Here is a 17,917-nt window from a genome sequence, read left to right as displayed (position 1 = left end):
CCGCGCCTCCCGGGAGCCGCTCCGGACCGGACGTAGAGTGACCGGCGTCATGCAGCCCAGAGTCACCGCGATCCTCGTCTGCGCCAACGGCGCGGAGTTCCTCGACAGGACCCTGGACGCGCTCGCCGCCCAGACCCGCCCCCCGGAAGCCCTCGTCGTCGTCGACGTGGGGTCCACCGACGGCTCGACCGACGAGCTCTCGTTCGGCGGGTCCGCGCAGCTCGCACGGATCCCGGCCGGTCGGCCGTTCGGGGAGGCGGTGGCCCAGGGGGAGCGCGTCGCACCGCACGCCGCACCCGACGAGTCCGTCGACGAGTGGCTGTGGCTCATCGGGCACGACAACGCCCCCGCGCCGACCGCGCTCGCCGAGCTCCTCGCCGCGGTCGAGATCGCGCCGTCCGTCGCGGTCGCCGGGCCGAAGGTCATGGTCGCCCAGGAGCCCACGCGCATCCGGGAGTTCGGCGAGAGCATGACCCGCTTCGGACGGTCGACGGTCCTCGTCGCCGACGAGCTCGACCAGGGACAGCACGACGCGCACGCGGACGTGCTCGGCGTCGGTGTCGCCGGGATGCTCGTCCGCCGTTCCGTCTGGACCGCGCTCGGCGGCTTCGACCCGGGACTGCCGCACGTCGACGCCGCGCTCGACTTCTGCGTCCGGGCGCGGCTCGCCGGCCACCGCGTCAGCGTCGTGCCCGAGGCCCGGGTGACGAGCGCCGGCGGCCCCGAGGACTTCGGACGACGGTCGGTGTCCGAGACCCGTCGCCTCCGTTTCCGGCGGCAGGCCCAGCTGCACCGGCGTCTCGTGTACGCACCGGCCGCGGTCCTCTGGCTCCACTGGCTGTCGCTCGTGCCGCTCGCGATCCTCCGGAGCGTCGGGCGCCTCGTCGCGAAGCACCCCGGCGCCGTCGGTGCCGAGATCGGTGCCGCCGTCGCCGTGGCCTTCGGCGGTGGCGTGGGACGGGCACGTCGGACCCTCGCGCGGAACCGCCGGGTCGGCTGGGCCGCCGTCGAGCCGCTCCGCGTGAGTCTGGGCCGCGTCCGGGAGCACCGGGTCACCGCGCGCGACCTCGAGCTCGCCCGGGTCGAGGACGCCGCCGTGCCCCGCGCGTCGTTCCTCGGCGACGGCGGCTTGTGGACCGTCCTCGCCGCCGCGGTCGTCACGGCGGTGCTGCTCGGCCCGCTGCTCGGGGCACCCGCGCTGACGGGTGGGGGGCTGCTGCCGCTCAGCACGACGGTCGGTCGGCTCTGGCAGAACGTCGGGTACGGATGGCACACGATCGGCACGGGGTTCACGGGGCCGAGTGACCCGTTCGCGGCGGTGCTCGCGGTGCTCGGCACGCTCACGTTCTGGTCACCGTCCACGTCGATCGTGCTCGTCATGCTGCTCGCGGTGCCGTTGTCGGCCCTCGGCGGGTGGTTCGCGTCGCGCCGGCTCACGACGCGGGTCTGGGTGCCGGTCGTCGGTGCGACGCTGTACGCGCTCTCGCCGTCGCTCGTGACGGCCGTGATGAGCGGACATGTCGGCGCGGTGATCGCGCACGTGCTCCTGCCGTGGCTGCTCCTCACCCTCCTCGGCGCCCATCGGTCGTGGGCGTCGTCGGCGGGCGCCGCGCTGCTGTTCGCAGCCGTGCTCGCGAGCGCCCCGTCGCTCATCCCGGTGCTCGTGCTGACGTGGCTGGCGTCCCTCGCCTTCGGCTGGCGGCACCTCCTCCGGCGCATCGCGATCCCGCTGCCCGCGGTCGTGCTGTTCGCCCCCCTCGTGATCACGCAGCTCCGCGCGGGAACGCCGCTCGGCGTCCTCGCCGACCCCGGCGTGCCCGACGCCACCCGGGCGCCGTCGGCGCTCCAGCTGGCGATCGGGTCCCCGCTCCCGGACTGGAACGGGTGGACGACGGCGTCGCACGCCGCCGGGTTCGCCACCACGGTCCTCCCGATCGCGCTCGCGGTGCTCGCACTCCCGGTCGGCGCGACCGCCATCGGTGCGCTGCTCGGCCGACGCTGGCACCTCGCCGCGGTCGCGCTCGGGTTCGCGCTCGTCGGGTACCTCACGGCCTTCGGCGCCACGCACCTCGCGCTGTCCGGCGTCGGGTCCACCACGACCATCGTGTGGCCCGGCAGCGGTCTCAGCGTGTCCTGGTTCGCGCTCGTCGTCGCCGCGGTGGTCGGGCTCGACACGCTGCCGCGACTCGCGCCCGGTCTGGGACTCGTCGCCGCGGTGCTCACGGGCGTGACGGTCGCGCCGGTGTTCGCGGGTCTGTACCTCGGCACGGCGGCGATCAGCCCGACCACGGGGCGCGTGATCAGCGCCTACGTCAACGCGGAGGCACGGACGAACCCCGACGTCGGCACGCTCGTCCTGACCCCGCAGCGCGACGGCACGCTCGGGGTGTCCCTGGAGCGCGGGCAGGGGGCGACGCTCGACGACCAGTCGACGGTCCAGGCCACCGCCCACCGCCTCAGTCCGGACGACCGGCGCCTGACGACGCTCGCGGCGAACCTCGCCAGTCGGAGCGGCTTCGACCCGCGCGAGGACCTCCGCCGGCTCGGCGTGCGGTTCGTCCTGCTCGCGGACGGACCCGACTCCCGTGCCGCCGAGGCACTGCACGACCGCGCCGCCGGTTCCATCGGCCAGGACGCCCGGTTCACGAGCATCGGCGCGACCGGCACCGGCGTCCTGTGGAGCTACGACGGCCGCGTCGACCGGCCCGCCACGGGCACCGCCGCGGCGTCCGCCGCCCACGCGCTGTTCCTCGTCGTCCTCGGCGTCGTGTTCGGCGCCACCGCACTCCTCGCGATCCCCACGGGGCCGCGTCGACGGCGGGCGGTGTCGCACGTGATCGAGGCCGACGAACCCGCGACCACCTTCGACGAGGAGCGCGAATGACCCAGCAGCCCACGAACGGTCAGCGGAACGGACGGCGATGGGCGGTCCGGGGGAGCGCCACGCTCGTCGCCGTGCTCGTCGCCGCGGGCACCATCGGCACCGCGCACGCCGCGGACCTCACCGGCATCACGGCGCGACCCGCCGGGCGGACCGTGACCCCCGTCCCCGCGGACGCCTCCCGGGTGTGCGCGGGCGGCCTCCTCCAGCTGGCCGACGCGTCCGGTGCGGACGCGACCACGGCCTCCCGGGTCGGCCACGAGACCGTCGCCGCGGCGTCGACCACGGGACAGGTGCACCGGTCGACCCTGGCCGCCGCGAGCAACGGTGGCTCGGACCCGACCGTCGTCACGGCACGCGCCGGGCGCACCACCCCGACCGTCGCCGGGAGCGGCATCCAGGAGGCCGACGGTGACGAGGTCGCGGGCCTCGCCGCCGCCTCGTGCGACGACCCGTCGACGTCGAGCTGGCTCGTCGGCGGCTCCACCGAGACCGGTCGGACGAGCATCGTCACCCTGGCGAACCCCACCGACGTCAACGCGACCGTGGACCTCGACGTCTTCACGACGACGGGCAAGGTGTCGGCGCCCGGCACCACCGGCATCGTCGTCGCACCGAACACGCAGAAGGTCGTGCCGCTGGCGGGGTTCGTCTCCGACGCGGCGTCGCCGGTCGTGCACGTGACGTCCTCCGGCGGTCAGATCGTCGCCACCATGCAGGAGAGCATCGTGCGGACCCTCACCCCGGGTGGGGCCGACGTCGTGCAGGCGGCGGCGACACCGTCCCGGACGCAGACGATCCCCGGGGTCGTGCTCCGCGACACGGACGGCGCGCAGCACGGCGACGACACCGCCGACGCAGCACCGGTGGTCCGCGTGTTCGTGCCGGGTGACGCGAGTGCGCACCTGACCATGGCCCTGACGACCGCGGACGGCGGTGGGACCACGGTCCAGGCCACGGCGGACGGCGGCGTCGTGACGGACGTGCCCCTCGACGACTTCGCCGACGGCCGGTACACGGTGACGGTCACCGCGGACGTGCCGATCGTCGCCGGGGCCCGGACGAGCACGCCGACGACCGACGGCCGGACCGACCTCGGGTGGTTCGCGTCCGCGCCGACGCTCACGGGCACCACCCTCGTCGACGTCGTCGACGGTCCCGGCGCCCGCCTCACGCTCGTCAACCCCACGACCTCCGACGCCACGGTGACCATGGCGGCGGGCGGGGAGCGCACGACCGTCACGGTCGCCGCGGGGACGACGGCGGACACGACGGTGCCGACGAGCACCGCGCTCACGCTCCGCGGTGTCCGCGGGCTGGTCGCGGGAGTGTCCTACGCGGGCGACGCCGGGATCGCCGGGTTCCCGCTGCGCCCGGGTGCCACCGCGTCGACGCCGATCACCGTCTACCCCTGATCGGCGGGACGGGGTCAGAGGTGCCGGTACCGGTCCGGGGCGAGGTCCCAGGGGTCCTTGTCGAGGAGCTCCGCGACCGCCCGGAACACCGCGGTCTCGACGACGATCCGGCGGTCGACGTCGTCCTTCTCGGGCAGGTGCGTCAGCCGCTCGACCGGGATCCGGTAGATCGTCACGCGGTCCGGCCGTCGGTCGATGCGCCAGCGTGGCACCGTGCGGTCCGCCGGGTCGGGTGCGGTCGCGGTCGACGGCATGTCCGCCACCTGGAACACGACGCCGCGCAGTTCGTCGGGCCACAGCTCGACCAGGTAGTGCGCCGTGTCGCCGACGATGCGGTCGAACGCCTCGGCCCGGGTGACCACGGGCGCGAGGTCGGGCCCGGTGACCGACGAGCGCCCGCCCCGGCCGTGCCGCGAGCGACCGCGGGCCCGGTCGACGGGCGTCACGAGGGGGCGTCGGCGGACCATGCGGCCATGGTACTGCCGGGTGCCCGGTAGGTTGGGCGGGAGATGGACGTGCGGATCTGCAGCAAGGTCGCCTGCGGGGCGGGGGCCGTGGCGACCCTGACGTACGACTACGCCGACTCCATGGTCGTCGTGGGACCGCTGTCGATCCGGGTCGAGCCGCACGGGTACGACCTCTGTGGCCGGCACGCCGAACGCCTCTCGGTCCCACGGGGGTGGCAGGTGGTGCGCCGCGCGCCCCTCGGGCGCGACTGACGCCGGCCGGGTCCGTCGCCCGGCGGTCGCCACCGCCCTCCGGCCGGGAGGCGCGGTGCGAGCCCGCCACGTGCCTCCCGGCCGGAGGGTGGGAGACTGGTGGTCATGCCCACCGACATGCAGACCGCGCTGCCCCACCGCGTCGCCGACCTGACGCTCGCCGAGGCCGGCCGACACCAGATCCGCCTCGCCGAGCACGAGATGCCCGGCCTCATGGCACTGCGCGAGGAGTTCGGTGCGTCGCAGCCGCTCGCGGGTGCGCGGATTGCCGGATCGCTCCACATGACCGTGCAGACGGCCGTGCTCATCGAGACCCTCGTCGCGCTCGGTGCCCGCGTGCGCTGGGCGAGCTGCAACATCTTCTCGACGCAGGACGAGGCGGCCGCGGCGGTCGCGGTCGGCCCCACGGGCACCCCGGACGCCCCCGCCGGTGTCCCGGTGTTCGCCTGGAAGGGCGAGACCCTCGACGAGTACTGGTGGTGCACGAACCGGATCTTCGACTGGTCGGCCGAAGCCGCGGCCGAGGGCGCCGACTGGATCGGGCCGAACATGATCCTCGATGACGGCGGCGACGCCACGATGCTCGTGCACGAGGGTGCGGACGCCGAGTCCGCCGGAGCCGTCCCCGAACCGGCGTCCGACGCCGCGGCCGAGCGTCTCGTCGTCCTCCGCACGATCGCCGAGTCGCTCGCGACCTCGCCCGACCGGTGGACCCGGATCGCGGCCGAGCTGCGCGGGGTGACCGAGGAGACCACGACGGGCGTGCACCGTCTGTACGAGCTCGCGCGCGCCGGCGTCCTCCGGTTCCCGGCCATCAACGTCAACGACTCCGTGACGAAGTCGAAGTTCGACAACCGCTACGGCATCCGGCACTCGCTGCCGGACGGCCTCAACCGGGCCACCGACGTCCTCATCGGCGGCAAGGTCGCGTTCGTCGTCGGTTACGGCGACGTCGGCAAGGGCGCGGCCGAGGCGCTCCGCGGACAGGGTGCCCGCGTCATCGTCTCCGAGGTCGACCCCATCTGCGCGCTCCAGGCGGCCATGGACGGCTTCCAGGTCGCCCGGCTCGAATCCGTCCTCGACCAGGTCGACATCGTCGTGACCTGCACGGGCAACGTGGACGTCGTGACGGTCGACGACATGCTCGGGCTGAAGCACCTGGCGATCGTCGCGAACGTCGGCCACTTCGACAACGAGATCGACATGGCCGGACTCGAGCGGCTCGAGGGGGCGGAGCGGATCGAGATCAAGCCCCAGGTGCACGAGTGGCGCCTGCCGAACGGCCGGAGCGTCCTCGTCCTCAGCGAGGGGCGGCTCATGAACCTCGGCAACGCGACCGGCCACCCCTCGTTCGTCATGAGCAACTCGTTCACGAACCAGGTGCTGGCGCAGATCGAGCTCTGGACCCGACCCGAGGCGTACCCGACCGACGTGTACGTGCTGCCGAAGCACCTCGACGAGAAGGTCGCACGACTGCACCTGGACGCGCTCGGCGTCGAGCTGACCACGCTGGACGCCCGACAGGCCGACTACATCGGCGTGCCGGTCGAGGGCCCCTACAAGCCCGAGCACTACCGCTACTGACGTCCCGGCGGCGCGGCGGCGATCCCCGCGGACCGCCGCCCCGCCGCGCCCGGCCGTCGTGACCGGGTCCCTCGGTTATGGTGGCAGCACGGGCGCGTCGCCACGTCCGGCACCACCGATCCTGAGGGGGACCATGAGCCCGCGCATCCTCGTCGTCGACGACGACCAGGCGCTCGCCGAGATGATCGGGATCGTCCTCCGGTCCGAGGGGTTCGAGCTCGAGTTCAGCGAGGACGGCACCGACGCGCTCGAGGCCTTCCAGAGCACGCGACCGGACCTCGTGCTGCTCGACGTCATGCTGCCGGGTGTCGACGGGATCGAGGTCTGTCGCCGGATCCGTGCCGAGAGCGGCACGCCGATCATCATGCTCACCGCCAAGGGCGACACCGCCGACGTCGTGTCCGGCCTCGAGAACGGTGCCGACGACTACGTGGTCAAGCCGTTCAACCCGAAGGAGCTCGTCGCGCGCATCCGCACGCGCCTGCGCCCGGTGGCGAGCGACGCGGCCGTCCTCACCGTCGGGGACCTCACGGTCGACGTCCCCGGGCACGAGGTCCGCCGCGGCCGCACCCCGATCGCACTCACCCCGCTCGAGTTCGACCTGCTGCGCGCCCTCGCCGAGAAGCCGAACCAGGTGTTCACGCGCGAGATGCTGCTCGAGCAGGTGTGGGGGTACCACTACAAGGCGGACACGCGACTGGTCAACGTCCACGTGCAGCGGCTGCGCGCCAAGATCGAGCACGACCCGGACAACCCGCGCATCGTCACCACGGTGCGCGGCGTCGGCTACCGGGCGGGTTCGCAGGGCTAGCCGTTGGCCAGGCCCGCGGCCCGTGCGACGCCGACATCCGTCACGTCCCCCGGGGTGGTCACCGTCCGGCAGGTGTGGCGGCGCACCCGGCGATGGATCCGGCGGGGGTGGCGCGCCGTCGCGTTCCTCTGGCGACGGTCCCTGTTGTTCCGCGCGGTCGCCATCACGGTCCTGACGACCGGGCTCGCGGTCAGCGTCATCGGCACCGCGATCACCCTGAGCATCACGAACAACGTCTACGCCCAACGGCGAGACCAGATCGAGGCCGAGTCGGAGCGTGCGACGGTCCTCGCCCAGAACATCTTCGACGCCGCCACCGCCGCCGAGGACAACAACCAGGTCGAGCTCGAGACGCTGCAGAACGAGGCGCAGACCTCGATCCTGACCACCACGACGAGTCCCGGCGGCACGAGCATCGCCATCCTCCGCACCCCGGGGCAGTCCACCACGCAGACGCTGCAGAACATCGCGAGCCCCGACTTCCCGGACTCGGTGATCACGCCCGAGTTGCGGAAGGCCGTCGCGAAGGACTCCGGTGCGCTCCGGCTGCAGGCGGTCGCGCTCGAGGACGGCGGACGACGGGAACCGGGGCTCGCGGTCGGGTCGACGCTCCAGATCCCGAGCGCCGGGCAGTACGAGCTGTACCTCGTCTACGACCTCAGCGACGCGCAGAAGACGCTGGACTTCGTGTCGCAGACGCTGTCCGTCGGCGGCGTGGCGCTCGTCGTGCTCATCGCGCTCGTCACGTCGCTCGTCGTCCGCCTCGTCGTCGGCCCGGTGCGCGTCGCGGCCGAGACGAGCCGCAAGATCGCCGCCGGCCGACTCGACGAACGCATCCCCGTGCGGGGCGAGGACGACATCGCGATCCTCGCCACGAGCTTCAACGGCATGGCCGACGTGATGAGCCGGCAGATCACCCAGCTCGCCGAGCTGTCCCGCGTGCAGCAGCGGTTCGTGTCGGACGTGTCCCACGAGCTCCGCACGCCCCTGACGACCATCCGGCTCGCGGGCGACGTCCTGTTCGACGCCCGACACGCGTTCGAACCAGCGGTGGCCCGGTCGAGCGAGCTCCTGCACACCCAGATCGACCGGTTCGAGTTGCTGCTGGCGGACCTGCTCGAGATCTCGCGGTACGACGCCCAGGCGGTGCAGCTCGAGACGGAGCCGGTCGTGCCGGCGGCGCTCGCGACCGACATCGTCGACGAGTTCCGGCCGCTCGCCGAGTCGGCCGGAGTCGAGCTGCAGGTCGCCACACCGGGCGGCCACGTCGTCGTGCAGGCCGACGGACGACGGATCCGGCGCGTGCTCCGCAACCTCGTCGGGAACGCGATCGAGCACGGCGAGGCCAAGCCGGTGCAGGTCGTGGTCGACAGCGACGTCGACACGGTCGCGATCGCCGTGCGCGACCAGGGCGTCGGGATGCCCCCGCAGGACGTCGAGCGCGTGTTCGACCGGTTCTGGCGGGCCGACCCGAGTCGACAGCGGACCATCGGCGGGACCGGCCTGGGGCTCGCGATCAGCCTCGAGGACGCACACCTGCACGGCGGGCGGATCGACGTCTGGTCGCGGCCGACGGTCGGATCGGTGTTCGTGCTGACGCTCCCGCGCCGCGCCGGCGACGCGGTGACGCGGTCGGTGATCCCGTTGCCCGCGCTCGACGACCTGGAGGACGAGCCGCGCCTCCCGGCCGTCCCCGCCGACGGTGACGGAGGGCCGCGGCGGTGACCCGGCGCGTCCTCACCGCGCTCGTCGCGACGCTCGTGCTCGTCGTGCTCACCGCCTGCGCCGCGATCCCGACCGGCGGTGCCGTGCAGAAGGGCGGCCGCGTCGAGGACCAGGCGCCGTCCGGCGTCGACTACCGCCCGAACGGGCCGGTCAAGGGCTCGGACCAGGAGACCGTCCTCCGACAGTTCATCGACGCGGCCACCGGTGCCCAGGACAACTACGCGGTGGCACGGGAGTTCCTGACGACGGGGTTCGCGCAGCGGTGGAACCCGCGGCAGAGTGTGACCGTCCGCCAGGGGAGCGGCACCGTCGCGCGCACCGGGGACCGTCGGCTCTCGTACACGATGACGGTGTCGGCCACGGTGGACGCCGACGGCGAGTACACGCAGGCCGACAGCGACGCGACGTCGACGCTGACGTTCCAGTTCCGCAAGGAACGCGGGCAGTGGCGGATCAGCTACGCGCCCGGCGGGATCATCCTGTCGCCCGTCAGCTTCGAGTCGGTGTTCCAGGCGCACGCCCTGTACTTCTACGACCCGACGTACCACTACCTCGTGCCCGAGGAACGGTGGTTCCTCGCCCGGTCGTCGACGAGCACGCGGATCGCGAGCGCCCTGCTCGCCGGGCCGAGCGAGTGGCTCAAGGGAGCGGTCGTCACGGCGTTCCCCGAGGGCACGCAGCTGTCCCTCAACGCCGTGACGATCGAGAGCGGGTCCGCCCAGGTCGACCTGACGAGTGACGCGCTGAAAGCGACCACGGTCGAGAAGGTCCGGATGCGCGAGCAGCTCACCGCGAGCCTGGCGTCGGTCGCGAGCATCTCGTCCGTGACGATCACGGTCGAGGGCACGAGCCTCGACGTGCCCGACTCGACGGGCACGAACGCCGAACGCGACCCCGACGTCGACGCCCGGCCGCTCGTCGTCGCGAAGAACGCCGTCGGCAACGCAGCCGCGGGAGCCGTCGACCAACTCGCCGGCATCGCGGACAAGATCCGCGGCCTCGACCCGACGTCACTCGAGGTGACGGCGGCGGGCACCTCCGCCGCGGTCGGCACGGCCGACGGCGTGGACGCCGTCCGGTCCGGCTCGAGCGCTCCCGTGCAGGTGGACACGCGGAGCGGTCTCGTCGCGCCGTCCATCGACGACGAGGGCTTCGTGTGGTCGGCCCAGGCGGCGGACCCCCGGTCGGTCGTCGCGTACGGGCTCGAGGGCGATCCGCACCCGATCTCGTCGAGCCTGCCCGACGGCCGACTCGTCGCGTTCCGCGTGTCGCGGGACGCCACCCGGGCACTCGCGCTCATCGACACCGACGAGGGTGCCGCCCTGTACGTCATGGGCGTGCTCCGGAACTCGCAGAAGCAGCCGACCGCGCTCGGCGCACCCGTCCGGGTGCCGGTCGCCGCGGGCACCCCGGTCGACGCGACGTGGCAGAGCGACCTCGAGGTGGCGTCGCTCGGCTCCACCGCGACCGGCTCGACCGTGACGTCGTCGACCATCGGCGGGCGTTCGACGACGCTCAACCGCCCGTCCGGTTCGGCGACGACGATCGTCGGCGGTGCGTCCGACTCGCTGCTGCTGCGCATGACCGACGGCCGTGTGCTCGCCGAGAGCGGCGGTGGCTGGGACGACAGCGGCGTGACGGCGGCCGTCCTCGGCACGCAGCGGTAGGCCGGGAGGCCCGTCCTCCCCAGGTGCTCCCGTCCGGACCGCCGTCCACCGACTGATGGATCCGGCGCCGAGTCACGCGGCCGCGGCGCGACGATCGAGGCATGGGGGAGCGGGAAGCCGACCGGTGGCGGGACGCGGCGATCGAGGCGCTCGGCGTGCTGCTGCCGGTGTCGTGCGTCGTCTGCGGGCGTGACGACCGCCCGGTGTGTCACGCGTGTCTCGAGGACCTCGCCGCGACCCCGTCGTGCGTCCGGCTCGTGGCCGGCGTCCGGCTCGACGCCCCGTTCACCTACCGCGGGACGGCCCGGGCCCTCGTGCTCGCGTTCAAGGTGCACGGACGGCTCGACGTCGTCGGACCGCTGGCCCGCCCCACCGTGCGGGCACTCCGGGGGGCGCTCGCCGAGGCGCCCGACGCGGTCGTGGTCCGGGTGCCGTCCTCGCGGGCGGGACGTCGGCGGCGGGGATTCGACCCGGTCGTCGTCCTGCTCCGTCGCGGTGGGTTCCGGACCGCTCGCGTGCTCCGACGGGTGCCGGACCCGCGGGCCCGTGGCAGGCGCGACGGCGGCCAGAAGTCGCTGTCGGCGGTGGACCGGGTGACCGCGACGGTCGGCACCCTCCGCGCGGTGGACGTGCGCGACCGCGCCGTCGTGCTCGTCGACGACGTCGTGACGACCGGGGTGACCATGGCCGAGGCGATCCGGGCGGTCCGCGCCGCGGGCGGCCGCGTGGTGCGGTGCGTGGCGACGGCGAGCGTGGAGCCGTCCTCCCCGTCGGAGGCTGGGACCGGACCCTGAATCGTCGCGTGCACCCGGGTCTACGCTCGCTCGAAAGGCGTCTGGAGTCGCCACGAGGAGGCGACGCGCCGAGTCTGGATGGGAGCCGCCATGGACATCTCGATCACGGGACGGAACGTCGGGATCACCGACCGTTTCCGCGCCTACGCCGAGGAGAAGTCCGCGAAGATCGACGCGCTCGCCGATCGTGCCGTGGCCTTCGAGGTCCGGGTCAGTCGACACCACGAGAAGAGCAGCGGGGCGAGCGGCGACGACCGCGTCGAGCTCACCCTCATCGGTCCCGGGCCGCTCATCCGCGCCGAGTCGACCGCGTCCGACAAGTACGCGGCGTTCGACCTGGCGTTCGCCCGCATCGCCGAACGGTTGCGGCGTGCGAAGGACCGCAAGAAGGTCCACCGGGGCCGTCACCGCCCGACCTCGGTCGCCGAGGCGGCGGGTGACGGGTTCGCCACGATGGACGTCGTGCCCGCCGACGGCACGCTCATCGAGACGGTCGCGACCGGCAGCCTGCCCGTCGTGACGGACGAGGCCCAGGCGACGGACGAGGACGCCTACAACCCCGTCGTCATCCGCACGAAGGTCTTCGCGTCGTCCCCGATGACCGTCGACGACGCGCTGTACTACATGGAGCTCGTCGGCCACGACTTCTACCTCTTCATCGACGCCGAGACGGAACGCCCCAGCGTCGTGTACCGCCGCAAGGGCTGGGACTACGGCGTCATCGCCCTGGACGACGCCGCACCCGTCCAGCAAGAGGCCGCGACGGTCGAACGCGCTGGCGTGACCGTCTGACCTCCGCGCACGACCACGAGGGCCCCGATCGGCACCACACGGTGCGGTCGGGGCCCTCGTGTCCGCCCCGAGCGAACGGGGGCGCCCATCGGCTCCGGCAGCGCCCGCTGCCCAGGTGTGCGGGCGCGGAGGTTGCTAGCATGGCTGGCTGATCAGGCGCGCGCGAACGGCCGTCCGGAGGCCCCGAGCGATCAGCGCCAGACGACACCATGAGGAGTCTCGATTGACCAACGTGCTGGAGAAGGTCCTCCGCATCGGCGAAGGGCGCACGCTCCGACGCCTCAAGGCCTACGCCGAGGCGATCAACGACCTCGAGGACGACTTCGCCACCCTCAGCGACGAGGAACTGCGCGACGAGACGCGTGAGCTGCGCGAGCGGTACGCGAACGGCGAGTCCCTGGACGACCTGCTGCCCGAGGCGTTCGCCGCGGTGCGTGAGGCGTCGAAGCGCACGCTCGGGCTCCGTCACTTCGACGTCCAGCTCATGGGCGGTGCCGCGCTGCACCTCGGGAACATCGCCGAGATGAAGACCGGTGAGGGCAAGACGCTCGTCGCGACGACGGCCGCGTACCTCAACGCCATCGCCTCGCGCGGCGTGCACGTCATCACCGTCAACGACTTCCTCGCGAGCTACCAGTCCGAACTCATGGGCCGCGTGTTCCGCGCGCTCGGCATGACCACCGGCTGCATCCTCGCGGGGCAGGAGCCCGCCGAGCGTCGCGAGCAGTACGCCGCCGACATCACGTACGGCACGAACAACGAGTTCGGCTTCGACTACCTGCGCGACAACATGGCGTGGCAGGCGTCGGACATGGTGCAGCGCGGGCACTTCTTCGCGATCGTCGACGAGGTCGACTCGATCCTCATCGACGAGGCCCGCACGCCGCTCATCATCTCCGGACCGTCCTCGGGCGAGGCCAACCGCTGGTTCACCGAGTTCGCCACGATCGCCACGCGCCTGCGTCCCGGCGTCGATTACGAGGTCGACGAGAAGAAGCGCACGGTCGGCGTGCTCGAGCCCGGGATCGAGAAGGTCGAGGACTACCTCGGCATCGACAACCTGTACGAGTCGGCCAACACCCCGCTCATCTCGTTCCTCAACAACGCGATCAAGGCCGACGCCCTGTTCAAGCGCGACAAGGACTACGTCGTCATGAACGGCGAGGTGCTCATCGTCGACGAGCACACCGGTCGCATCCTCATGGGCCGCCGGTACAACGAGGGCATCCACCAGGCGATCGAGGCGAAGGAGGGCGTCGAGGTCAAGGCGGAGAACCAGACCCTCGCCACCATCACGCTGCAGAACTACTTCCGCCTGTACAAGAAGCTCTCCGGCATGACCGGTACCGCCGAGACCGAGGCGGCGGAGTTCATGTCGACGTACAAGCTCGGCGTCGTCCCGATCCCGACGAACAGGCCGATGCAGCGCAACGACCAGACGGACCTCGTGTACAAGAACGAGCCCGCGAAGTTCGAACAGGTCGCCGCCGACATCGAGCAGCGGCACGAGAACGGCCAGCCTGTCCTCGTCGGCACGACGAGCGTCGAGAAGAGCGAGTACCTGTCCAAGCTCCTCGCCAAGCGCGGCGTGAAGCACGAGGTGCTCAACGCGAAGAACCACGCGCGCGAGGCCGCGATCGTCGCCCAGGCGGGTCGCCTCGGTGCGGTCACGGTCGCCACGAACATGGCCGGCCGCGGTACGGACATCATGCTCGGCGGCAACGCGGAGTTCCTCGCCGTCGCCGAGATGCACGCGAAGGGGCTGTCCCCGACCGAGACCCCGGATGAGTACGAGGCCGCGTGGGACGACGTGTTCGCCCGCGTCAAGGCCGAGGTCGAGGTCGAGGCCGAGAAGGTCCGCGACGCCGGTGGGCTGTACGTGCTCGGCACGGAGCGACACGAGTCCCGGCGCATCGACAACCAGCTGCGTGGTCGCTCCGGTCGACAGGGCGACCCCGGCGAGAGCCGCTTCTACCTGTCCCTCACGGACGACCTCATGCGGTTGTTCAACTCCGGCGCGGCCGAGAGCCTCATGGGCCGCTCGAACGTCCCGGACGACCTCGCGATCGAGAACAAGCTCGTCGGTCGTGCGATCCGCTCCGCGCAGGCCCAGGTCGAGGCCCGGAACGCCGAGATCCGCAAGAACGTGCTGAAGTACGACGACGTCCTGAACCGCCAGCGCGAGGCCATCTACGACGACCGGCGCCGCATCCTCGAGGGCGACGACCTGCACGACCGGTCGCAGCAGTTCCTCGAGAGCGTGGTCAACGAGATCATCGACTCGCACACGGGCGAGGGCTCCCCGGACGACTGGGACCTCGACGCGATGTGGACCGAGCTCGGGACGCTCTACCCCGTGTCGATCACCATCGACGAGGTCATCACCGAGGCCGGATCGCGGGGCAAGGCATCGCGCGACTTCCTCGGCCGCGAGATCCTGTCGGACGCCAAGCTCGCGTACCAGAAGCGCGAGGAGGCCCTCGGCGACGAGGCCATGCGCGAACTCGAGCGCCGCGTCGTCCTGTCGGTGATCGACCGACGCTGGCGCGACCACCTCTACGAGATGGACTACCTCAAGGACGGCATCGGTCTCCGCGCGATGGCGCAGCGCGACCCCCTCGTCGAGTACCAGCGCGAGGGCTACGCCCTGTTCCAGAGCATGATGGGCCAGATCCGCGAGGAGTCCATCGGGTTCCTGTTCAACCTCGAGGTCCAGGTGCAGCGTGACGGCGAGACGGCCGTCATCGACGCCAAGGGCCTCGGCGAGGACTCGGAGGCCGCCGGGCTGGAGTACTCGGCACCGTCGATCGACGGCGAGGTCGAGGTCCGTGACCAGAGCGGTCGCCTCGAGCATGCCGCGACCGCACTCGCGCAGCGGCAGCAGGCCGTCGCCGAGGCCGAGCAGGTCCCGGGTCCCGAGCGGGGGTCGTCGTTCGGTGCTGCGGCGACGGCGTCCGGGCAGCGCGGTGCCTTCGGGCAGCGCGACACGGCGCCGACGAACCGGGCGGACCGTCGGGCGCAGGCCAAGAAGAGCTGATCGGGAGAGTTCCCGGAACGGCGGCGGTCCTCCTCAGGCCGTCGCCGTTCGGCGTTCGCGCACCCGTCGCCGGTGAGCCCTGCGCTCCGGTGCGGTCCGCGCCGGTCAGCCCTGCGCTCCGGTGCGGTCCGCACCGGTGGTCAGAGGACGCTGACCGCGGTCGCGCGCCATCGGCCGTCGCGGCCCTCCAGGCGGATCGCGACCGCACGCGTTCGTGCCCGTGCATGCACGATGACGGTGGCCTCGGCGACACCGTCGCTCGGTTCGCGGACGATCACCGAACCGATCGAGAAGACGGGCCTGCGCGGCGCCGTCCGGCGTACCGACCGCGCGCGGGCCGCCAACCGGACGCGGACCTGGAGGTGTCGGTGCACGTCGTCCGTCACCCACCGCGCGATCTGGTCGAGTTCACGGGCGCCGGCGAGGATCTCGACGACACAGCGGGCGAGGTCGCGTGCTACGGGGGTGGGGTCCGGCAGCGCTGCGCGAGGGGGCTGCGGTGCGGCGTCGGCGCGGCGGAGCCGGCGCGGCCCGGCGGTGCGCCGCGGCGCGCGCTCGGCAGAGCGATCCGGCTCGTGCCCGGGAGGCGTGGGGCGGAGGACCGCGCCGTCGAGCGCCGTGGGCAGCGGAGGAACCGGCTGCGCTCCGTGCTCGGTCAGGGCGTGCCGCCCCTGACGGCGCGTGCCCCGTCCCTCCGGTCCGTCGTCGGTGCGCTGTGCGGCACGGTCGTCCATGAGCCCCCTCGTGGTGCGGTGGTGCGGCCTCCCCGGCCACGCCCTCAGGCTACTGACCGTTGGAATGTGACATTTAATTCCCGGACCGAGGTGGGGACGGTCGCAGGGAGGACCGGAGGCGGCCACCTAGACTTGCTCCGTGTCGACCCTCAGTGACCTCGTTCTCGCCCAAGGCCGGTCCACCGACGCGGACGTCGAGTGGCTCCACCTGCTCGTGGGCGACGGTCAGCTCCTCGCCGACCTGTCGTTCGCCGACATCGTGGTGTGGGTGCCCGCGGAGGACGGCTCGTTCGTGGCCGTCGCGCACGCGCGGCCGTCGTCCGCCGCGACGCTGTTCTACCGCGACGTCGTCGGGCAGGGCGTGCGGGACGAGTGGCGCGACCAGATCACCCAGTGCTTCGAACGCAGCGAGATCGTCGACTCGGCGGAGCCCGACTGGTACGAGGACACCCCGACCCGCGTGCGCGCGATCCCGGTCCTGCGTCGGTTGTCCGCCACGAGCGCCCAGACGACGGAGGCGCCCATCGCCGTCGTCACACGCCACTCGAACGTCAACGAGCAGCGCACGCCGAGCCGCCAGGAGCTGACGTTCAACTCGAGCGCGAACGACCTGTTCGGCATGATCGCCACGGGGGACTTCCCGGACATCGGCGCACCGACCGGTCCGCGTCGGGGTGCTCCTCGTGCCTCCGACGGACTCCTGCGACTCGACGTCGGGGGCGTCGTCACCTTCGCGAGCCCGAACGGCCTCAGCGCCTTCAATCGGATGGGCTTCGAGGGCGAGCTCGAACGGCTCTCCCTGGCGGAGGTGACGACCGGACTGCTCGGCAACCAGCTCGTCGTGGACGAGTCCCTGCCGCTCGTCGTGACCGGCCGCGCCCCGTGGCGCACCGACATCGAGGCGAAGGGCGTGACCGTGACGCTCCGCGCGATCCCCCTGCGCGACCACGGGGAGCGCATCGGGGCGATCGTGCTCTGCCGTGACGTCACCGAGCAGCGGCATCAGGAGCGCGAGCTCATCACGAAGGACGCAACGATCCGCGAGATCCACCACCGCGTCAAGAACAACCTGCAGACGGTCGCGTCGCTCCTCCGCATCCAGGCGCGTCGCACGCATTCGGAGGAGGCCCGGGAGGCCCTGCAGCAGGCGATGCGTCGGGTCGCGGCCATCGCGGTCGTCCACGACACGCTGTCGACCGGTCTCAGCCAGAACGTGGACTTCGACGACGTGTTCGACCGCGTGCTCATGCTCGTGACCGAGGTCGCGGCGAGTCACAACACGACCGTGCGCCCCAAGAAGACGGGCGAGTTCGGTGTGCTCCCGAGCGAAGCGGCGACGCCGTTGGCGCTCGGCCTCACGGAACTCGTGACGAACGCGGTGGAGCACGGGCTCGACGGCCGTGACGGCGAGGTCGAGATCGTGGCCGACCGGTTCGAGGACCACCTCGAGGTGCAGGTGCGCGACAACGGGCGCGGACTCCCCGAGGGCAAGGTCGGTGCGGGACTCGGCACGCAGATCGTGCGGACCCTGATCCAGGGCGAACTCGGCGGCACGATCGACTGGCACACCTTGGTCGGCAGCGGTACCGAGGTCACCATCGGCATCCCCTTCCGGTGGTCGGAGCAGTCGTAGGGCTTCGGCCTCGGGATCGCGCGGGCTCCGAGTCGAGGGACGACGGGCGCGGCAGGACGACGTGGGGTGGAACGCCGACGGCGCCCGGTCCCCTTGGGGACTGGGCGCCGTCGTCGTCGGAACGG

13 protein-coding genes are annotated in these 17,917 nt (G+C 72.5%); 11 read left to right on the top strand and 2 right to left on the bottom strand.

The window, feature by feature from the left end; all coding sequences use genetic code 11:
* Positions 1-49: 49 nt before the first annotated feature.
* Together DEI92_RS10475 and DEI92_RS10470 are read left to right on the top strand one after the other, a co-directional pair.
* Positions 50-2,884 carry a glycosyltransferase family 2 protein gene (locus tag DEI92_RS10475; RefSeq protein ID WP_146249142.1) on the top strand — a complete coding sequence of 945 codons (2,835 nt, stop codon included), beginning with the start codon at positions 50-52 and terminating at the stop codon, positions 2,882-2,884.
* A complete protein-coding gene (locus DEI92_RS10470; RefSeq protein WP_111013450.1) occupies positions 2,881-4,296 on the top strand; it encodes a DUF5719 family protein in 1,416 nt (471 codons plus the stop codon). Before DEI92_RS10475 ends, DEI92_RS10470 begins: the two co-directional genes overlap by 4 nt.
* Before the next feature lie 14 nt (positions 4,297-4,310).
* Here the strand turns inward: DEI92_RS10470 and DEI92_RS10465 are convergent, their stop codons facing one another.
* Positions 4,311-4,763, bottom strand: coding sequence for a metallopeptidase family protein (locus tag DEI92_RS10465; protein WP_111009556.1), 453 nt, complete (start codon positions 4,761-4,763; stop codon positions 4,311-4,313).
* Positions 4,764-4,805: 42 nt separating this feature from the next.
* On the opposite strand from DEI92_RS10465, the gene DEI92_RS10460 reads away from it, so the two are divergent.
* The 8 genes from DEI92_RS10460 to secA all read left to right on the top strand — a co-directional run bounded on the left by DEI92_RS10460 (position 4,806) and on the right by secA (position 15,425).
* Positions 4,806-5,015, top strand: coding sequence for a DUF3499 family protein (locus DEI92_RS10460; RefSeq protein WP_111009557.1), 210 nt, complete (start codon positions 4,806-4,808; stop codon positions 5,013-5,015).
* A gap of 105 nt (positions 5,016-5,120) precedes the next feature.
* Positions 5,121-6,599 (top strand): adenosylhomocysteinase, encoded by a 1,479-nt coding sequence (gene ahcY / locus DEI92_RS10455; protein WP_111009636.1) that lies wholly within the window; start codon positions 5,121-5,123, stop codon positions 6,597-6,599.
* Between the two features lie 133 nt (positions 6,600-6,732).
* Entirely contained in the window at positions 6,733-7,410 is a 678-nt protein-coding gene (mtrA, locus tag DEI92_RS10450; RefSeq protein WP_111009558.1) for an MtrAB system response regulator MtrA, read from the top strand.
* A gap of 54 nt (positions 7,411-7,464) precedes the next feature.
* Positions 7,465-9,135: an MtrAB system histidine kinase MtrB gene (mtrB, locus tag DEI92_RS10445; RefSeq protein WP_258370164.1), complete on the top strand. Its 1,671-nt coding sequence runs from the start codon at positions 7,465-7,467 to the stop codon at positions 9,133-9,135.
* The gene (locus DEI92_RS10440; protein ID WP_111013449.1) at positions 9,132-10,802 is read left to right on the top strand and encodes an LpqB family beta-propeller domain-containing protein; all 1,671 of its coding nucleotides are present in this window, start codon (positions 9,132-9,134) and stop codon (positions 10,800-10,802) included. The genes mtrB and DEI92_RS10440 overlap by 4 nt, the downstream gene beginning before the upstream one ends.
* A gap of 101 nt (positions 10,803-10,903) precedes the next feature.
* On the top strand, positions 10,904-11,596 hold the full coding sequence (locus tag DEI92_RS10435) for a ComF family protein (RefSeq protein ID WP_111013448.1): 693 nt from the start codon (positions 10,904-10,906) through the stop codon (positions 11,594-11,596).
* Positions 11,597-11,686: 90 nt separating this feature from the next.
* A complete protein-coding gene (hpf, locus tag DEI92_RS10430) occupies positions 11,687-12,388 on the top strand; it encodes a ribosome hibernation-promoting factor, HPF/YfiA family (protein WP_111013447.1) in 702 nt (233 codons plus the stop codon).
* Positions 12,389-12,611: 223 nt separating this feature from the next.
* Positions 12,612-15,425: a preprotein translocase subunit SecA gene (gene secA, locus DEI92_RS10425; RefSeq protein WP_111013446.1), complete on the top strand. Its 2,814-nt coding sequence runs from the start codon at positions 12,612-12,614 to the stop codon at positions 15,423-15,425.
* 140 nt (positions 15,426-15,565) lie between these two features.
* Here the strand turns inward: secA and DEI92_RS16695 are convergent, their stop codons facing one another.
* On the bottom strand, positions 15,566-16,159 hold the full coding sequence (locus DEI92_RS16695) for an Rv3235 family protein (RefSeq protein WP_220037492.1): 594 nt from the start codon (positions 16,157-16,159) through the stop codon (positions 15,566-15,568).
* A 139-nt stretch (positions 16,160-16,298) separates the two neighbouring features.
* Here DEI92_RS16695 and DEI92_RS10415 point away from each other — a divergent pair, with 139 nt between their 5' ends.
* Positions 16,299-17,792 carry a sensor histidine kinase gene (locus tag DEI92_RS10415; RefSeq protein WP_111013445.1) on the top strand — a complete coding sequence of 498 codons (1,494 nt, stop codon included), beginning with the start codon at positions 16,299-16,301 and terminating at the stop codon, positions 17,790-17,792.
* Positions 17,793-17,917: the final 125 nt, after the last annotated feature.

It is taken from the genome of Curtobacterium sp. MCBD17_034, from assembly GCF_003234515.1.
Classification (GTDB): domain Bacteria; phylum Actinomycetota; class Actinomycetes; order Actinomycetales; family Microbacteriaceae; genus Curtobacterium.
The sequence above is the reverse complement of the archived record's forward strand: the minus strand, read 5'-3'. Positions and strand labels throughout refer to the sequence as shown.

Coding starts and splice junctions, on each gene's coding strand:
- DEI92_RS16695 (WP_220037492.1), bottom strand. CDS start 16,159: ATGGACGACCGTGCCGCACAGCGCACCGACGACGGACCGGAGGGACGG.
- DEI92_RS10435 (WP_111013448.1), top strand. CDS start 10,904: ATGGGGGAGCGGGAAGCCGACCGGTGGCGGGACGCGGCGATCGAGGCG.
- mtrA (WP_111009558.1), top strand. CDS start 6,733: ATGAGCCCGCGCATCCTCGTCGTCGACGACGACCAGGCGCTCGCCGAG.
- ahcY (WP_111009636.1), top strand. CDS start 5,121: ATGCCCACCGACATGCAGACCGCGCTGCCCCACCGCGTCGCCGACCTG.
- DEI92_RS10470 (WP_111013450.1), top strand. CDS start 2,881: ATGACCCAGCAGCCCACGAACGGTCAGCGGAACGGACGGCGATGGGCG.
- DEI92_RS10475 (WP_146249142.1), top strand. CDS start 50: ATGCAGCCCAGAGTCACCGCGATCCTCGTCTGCGCCAACGGCGCGGAG.
- DEI92_RS10465 (WP_111009556.1), bottom strand. CDS start 4,763: ATGGTCCGCCGACGCCCCCTCGTGACGCCCGTCGACCGGGCCCGCGGT.
- hpf (WP_111013447.1), top strand. CDS start 11,687: ATGGACATCTCGATCACGGGACGGAACGTCGGGATCACCGACCGTTTC.
- DEI92_RS10460 (WP_111009557.1), top strand. CDS start 4,806: ATGGACGTGCGGATCTGCAGCAAGGTCGCCTGCGGGGCGGGGGCCGTG.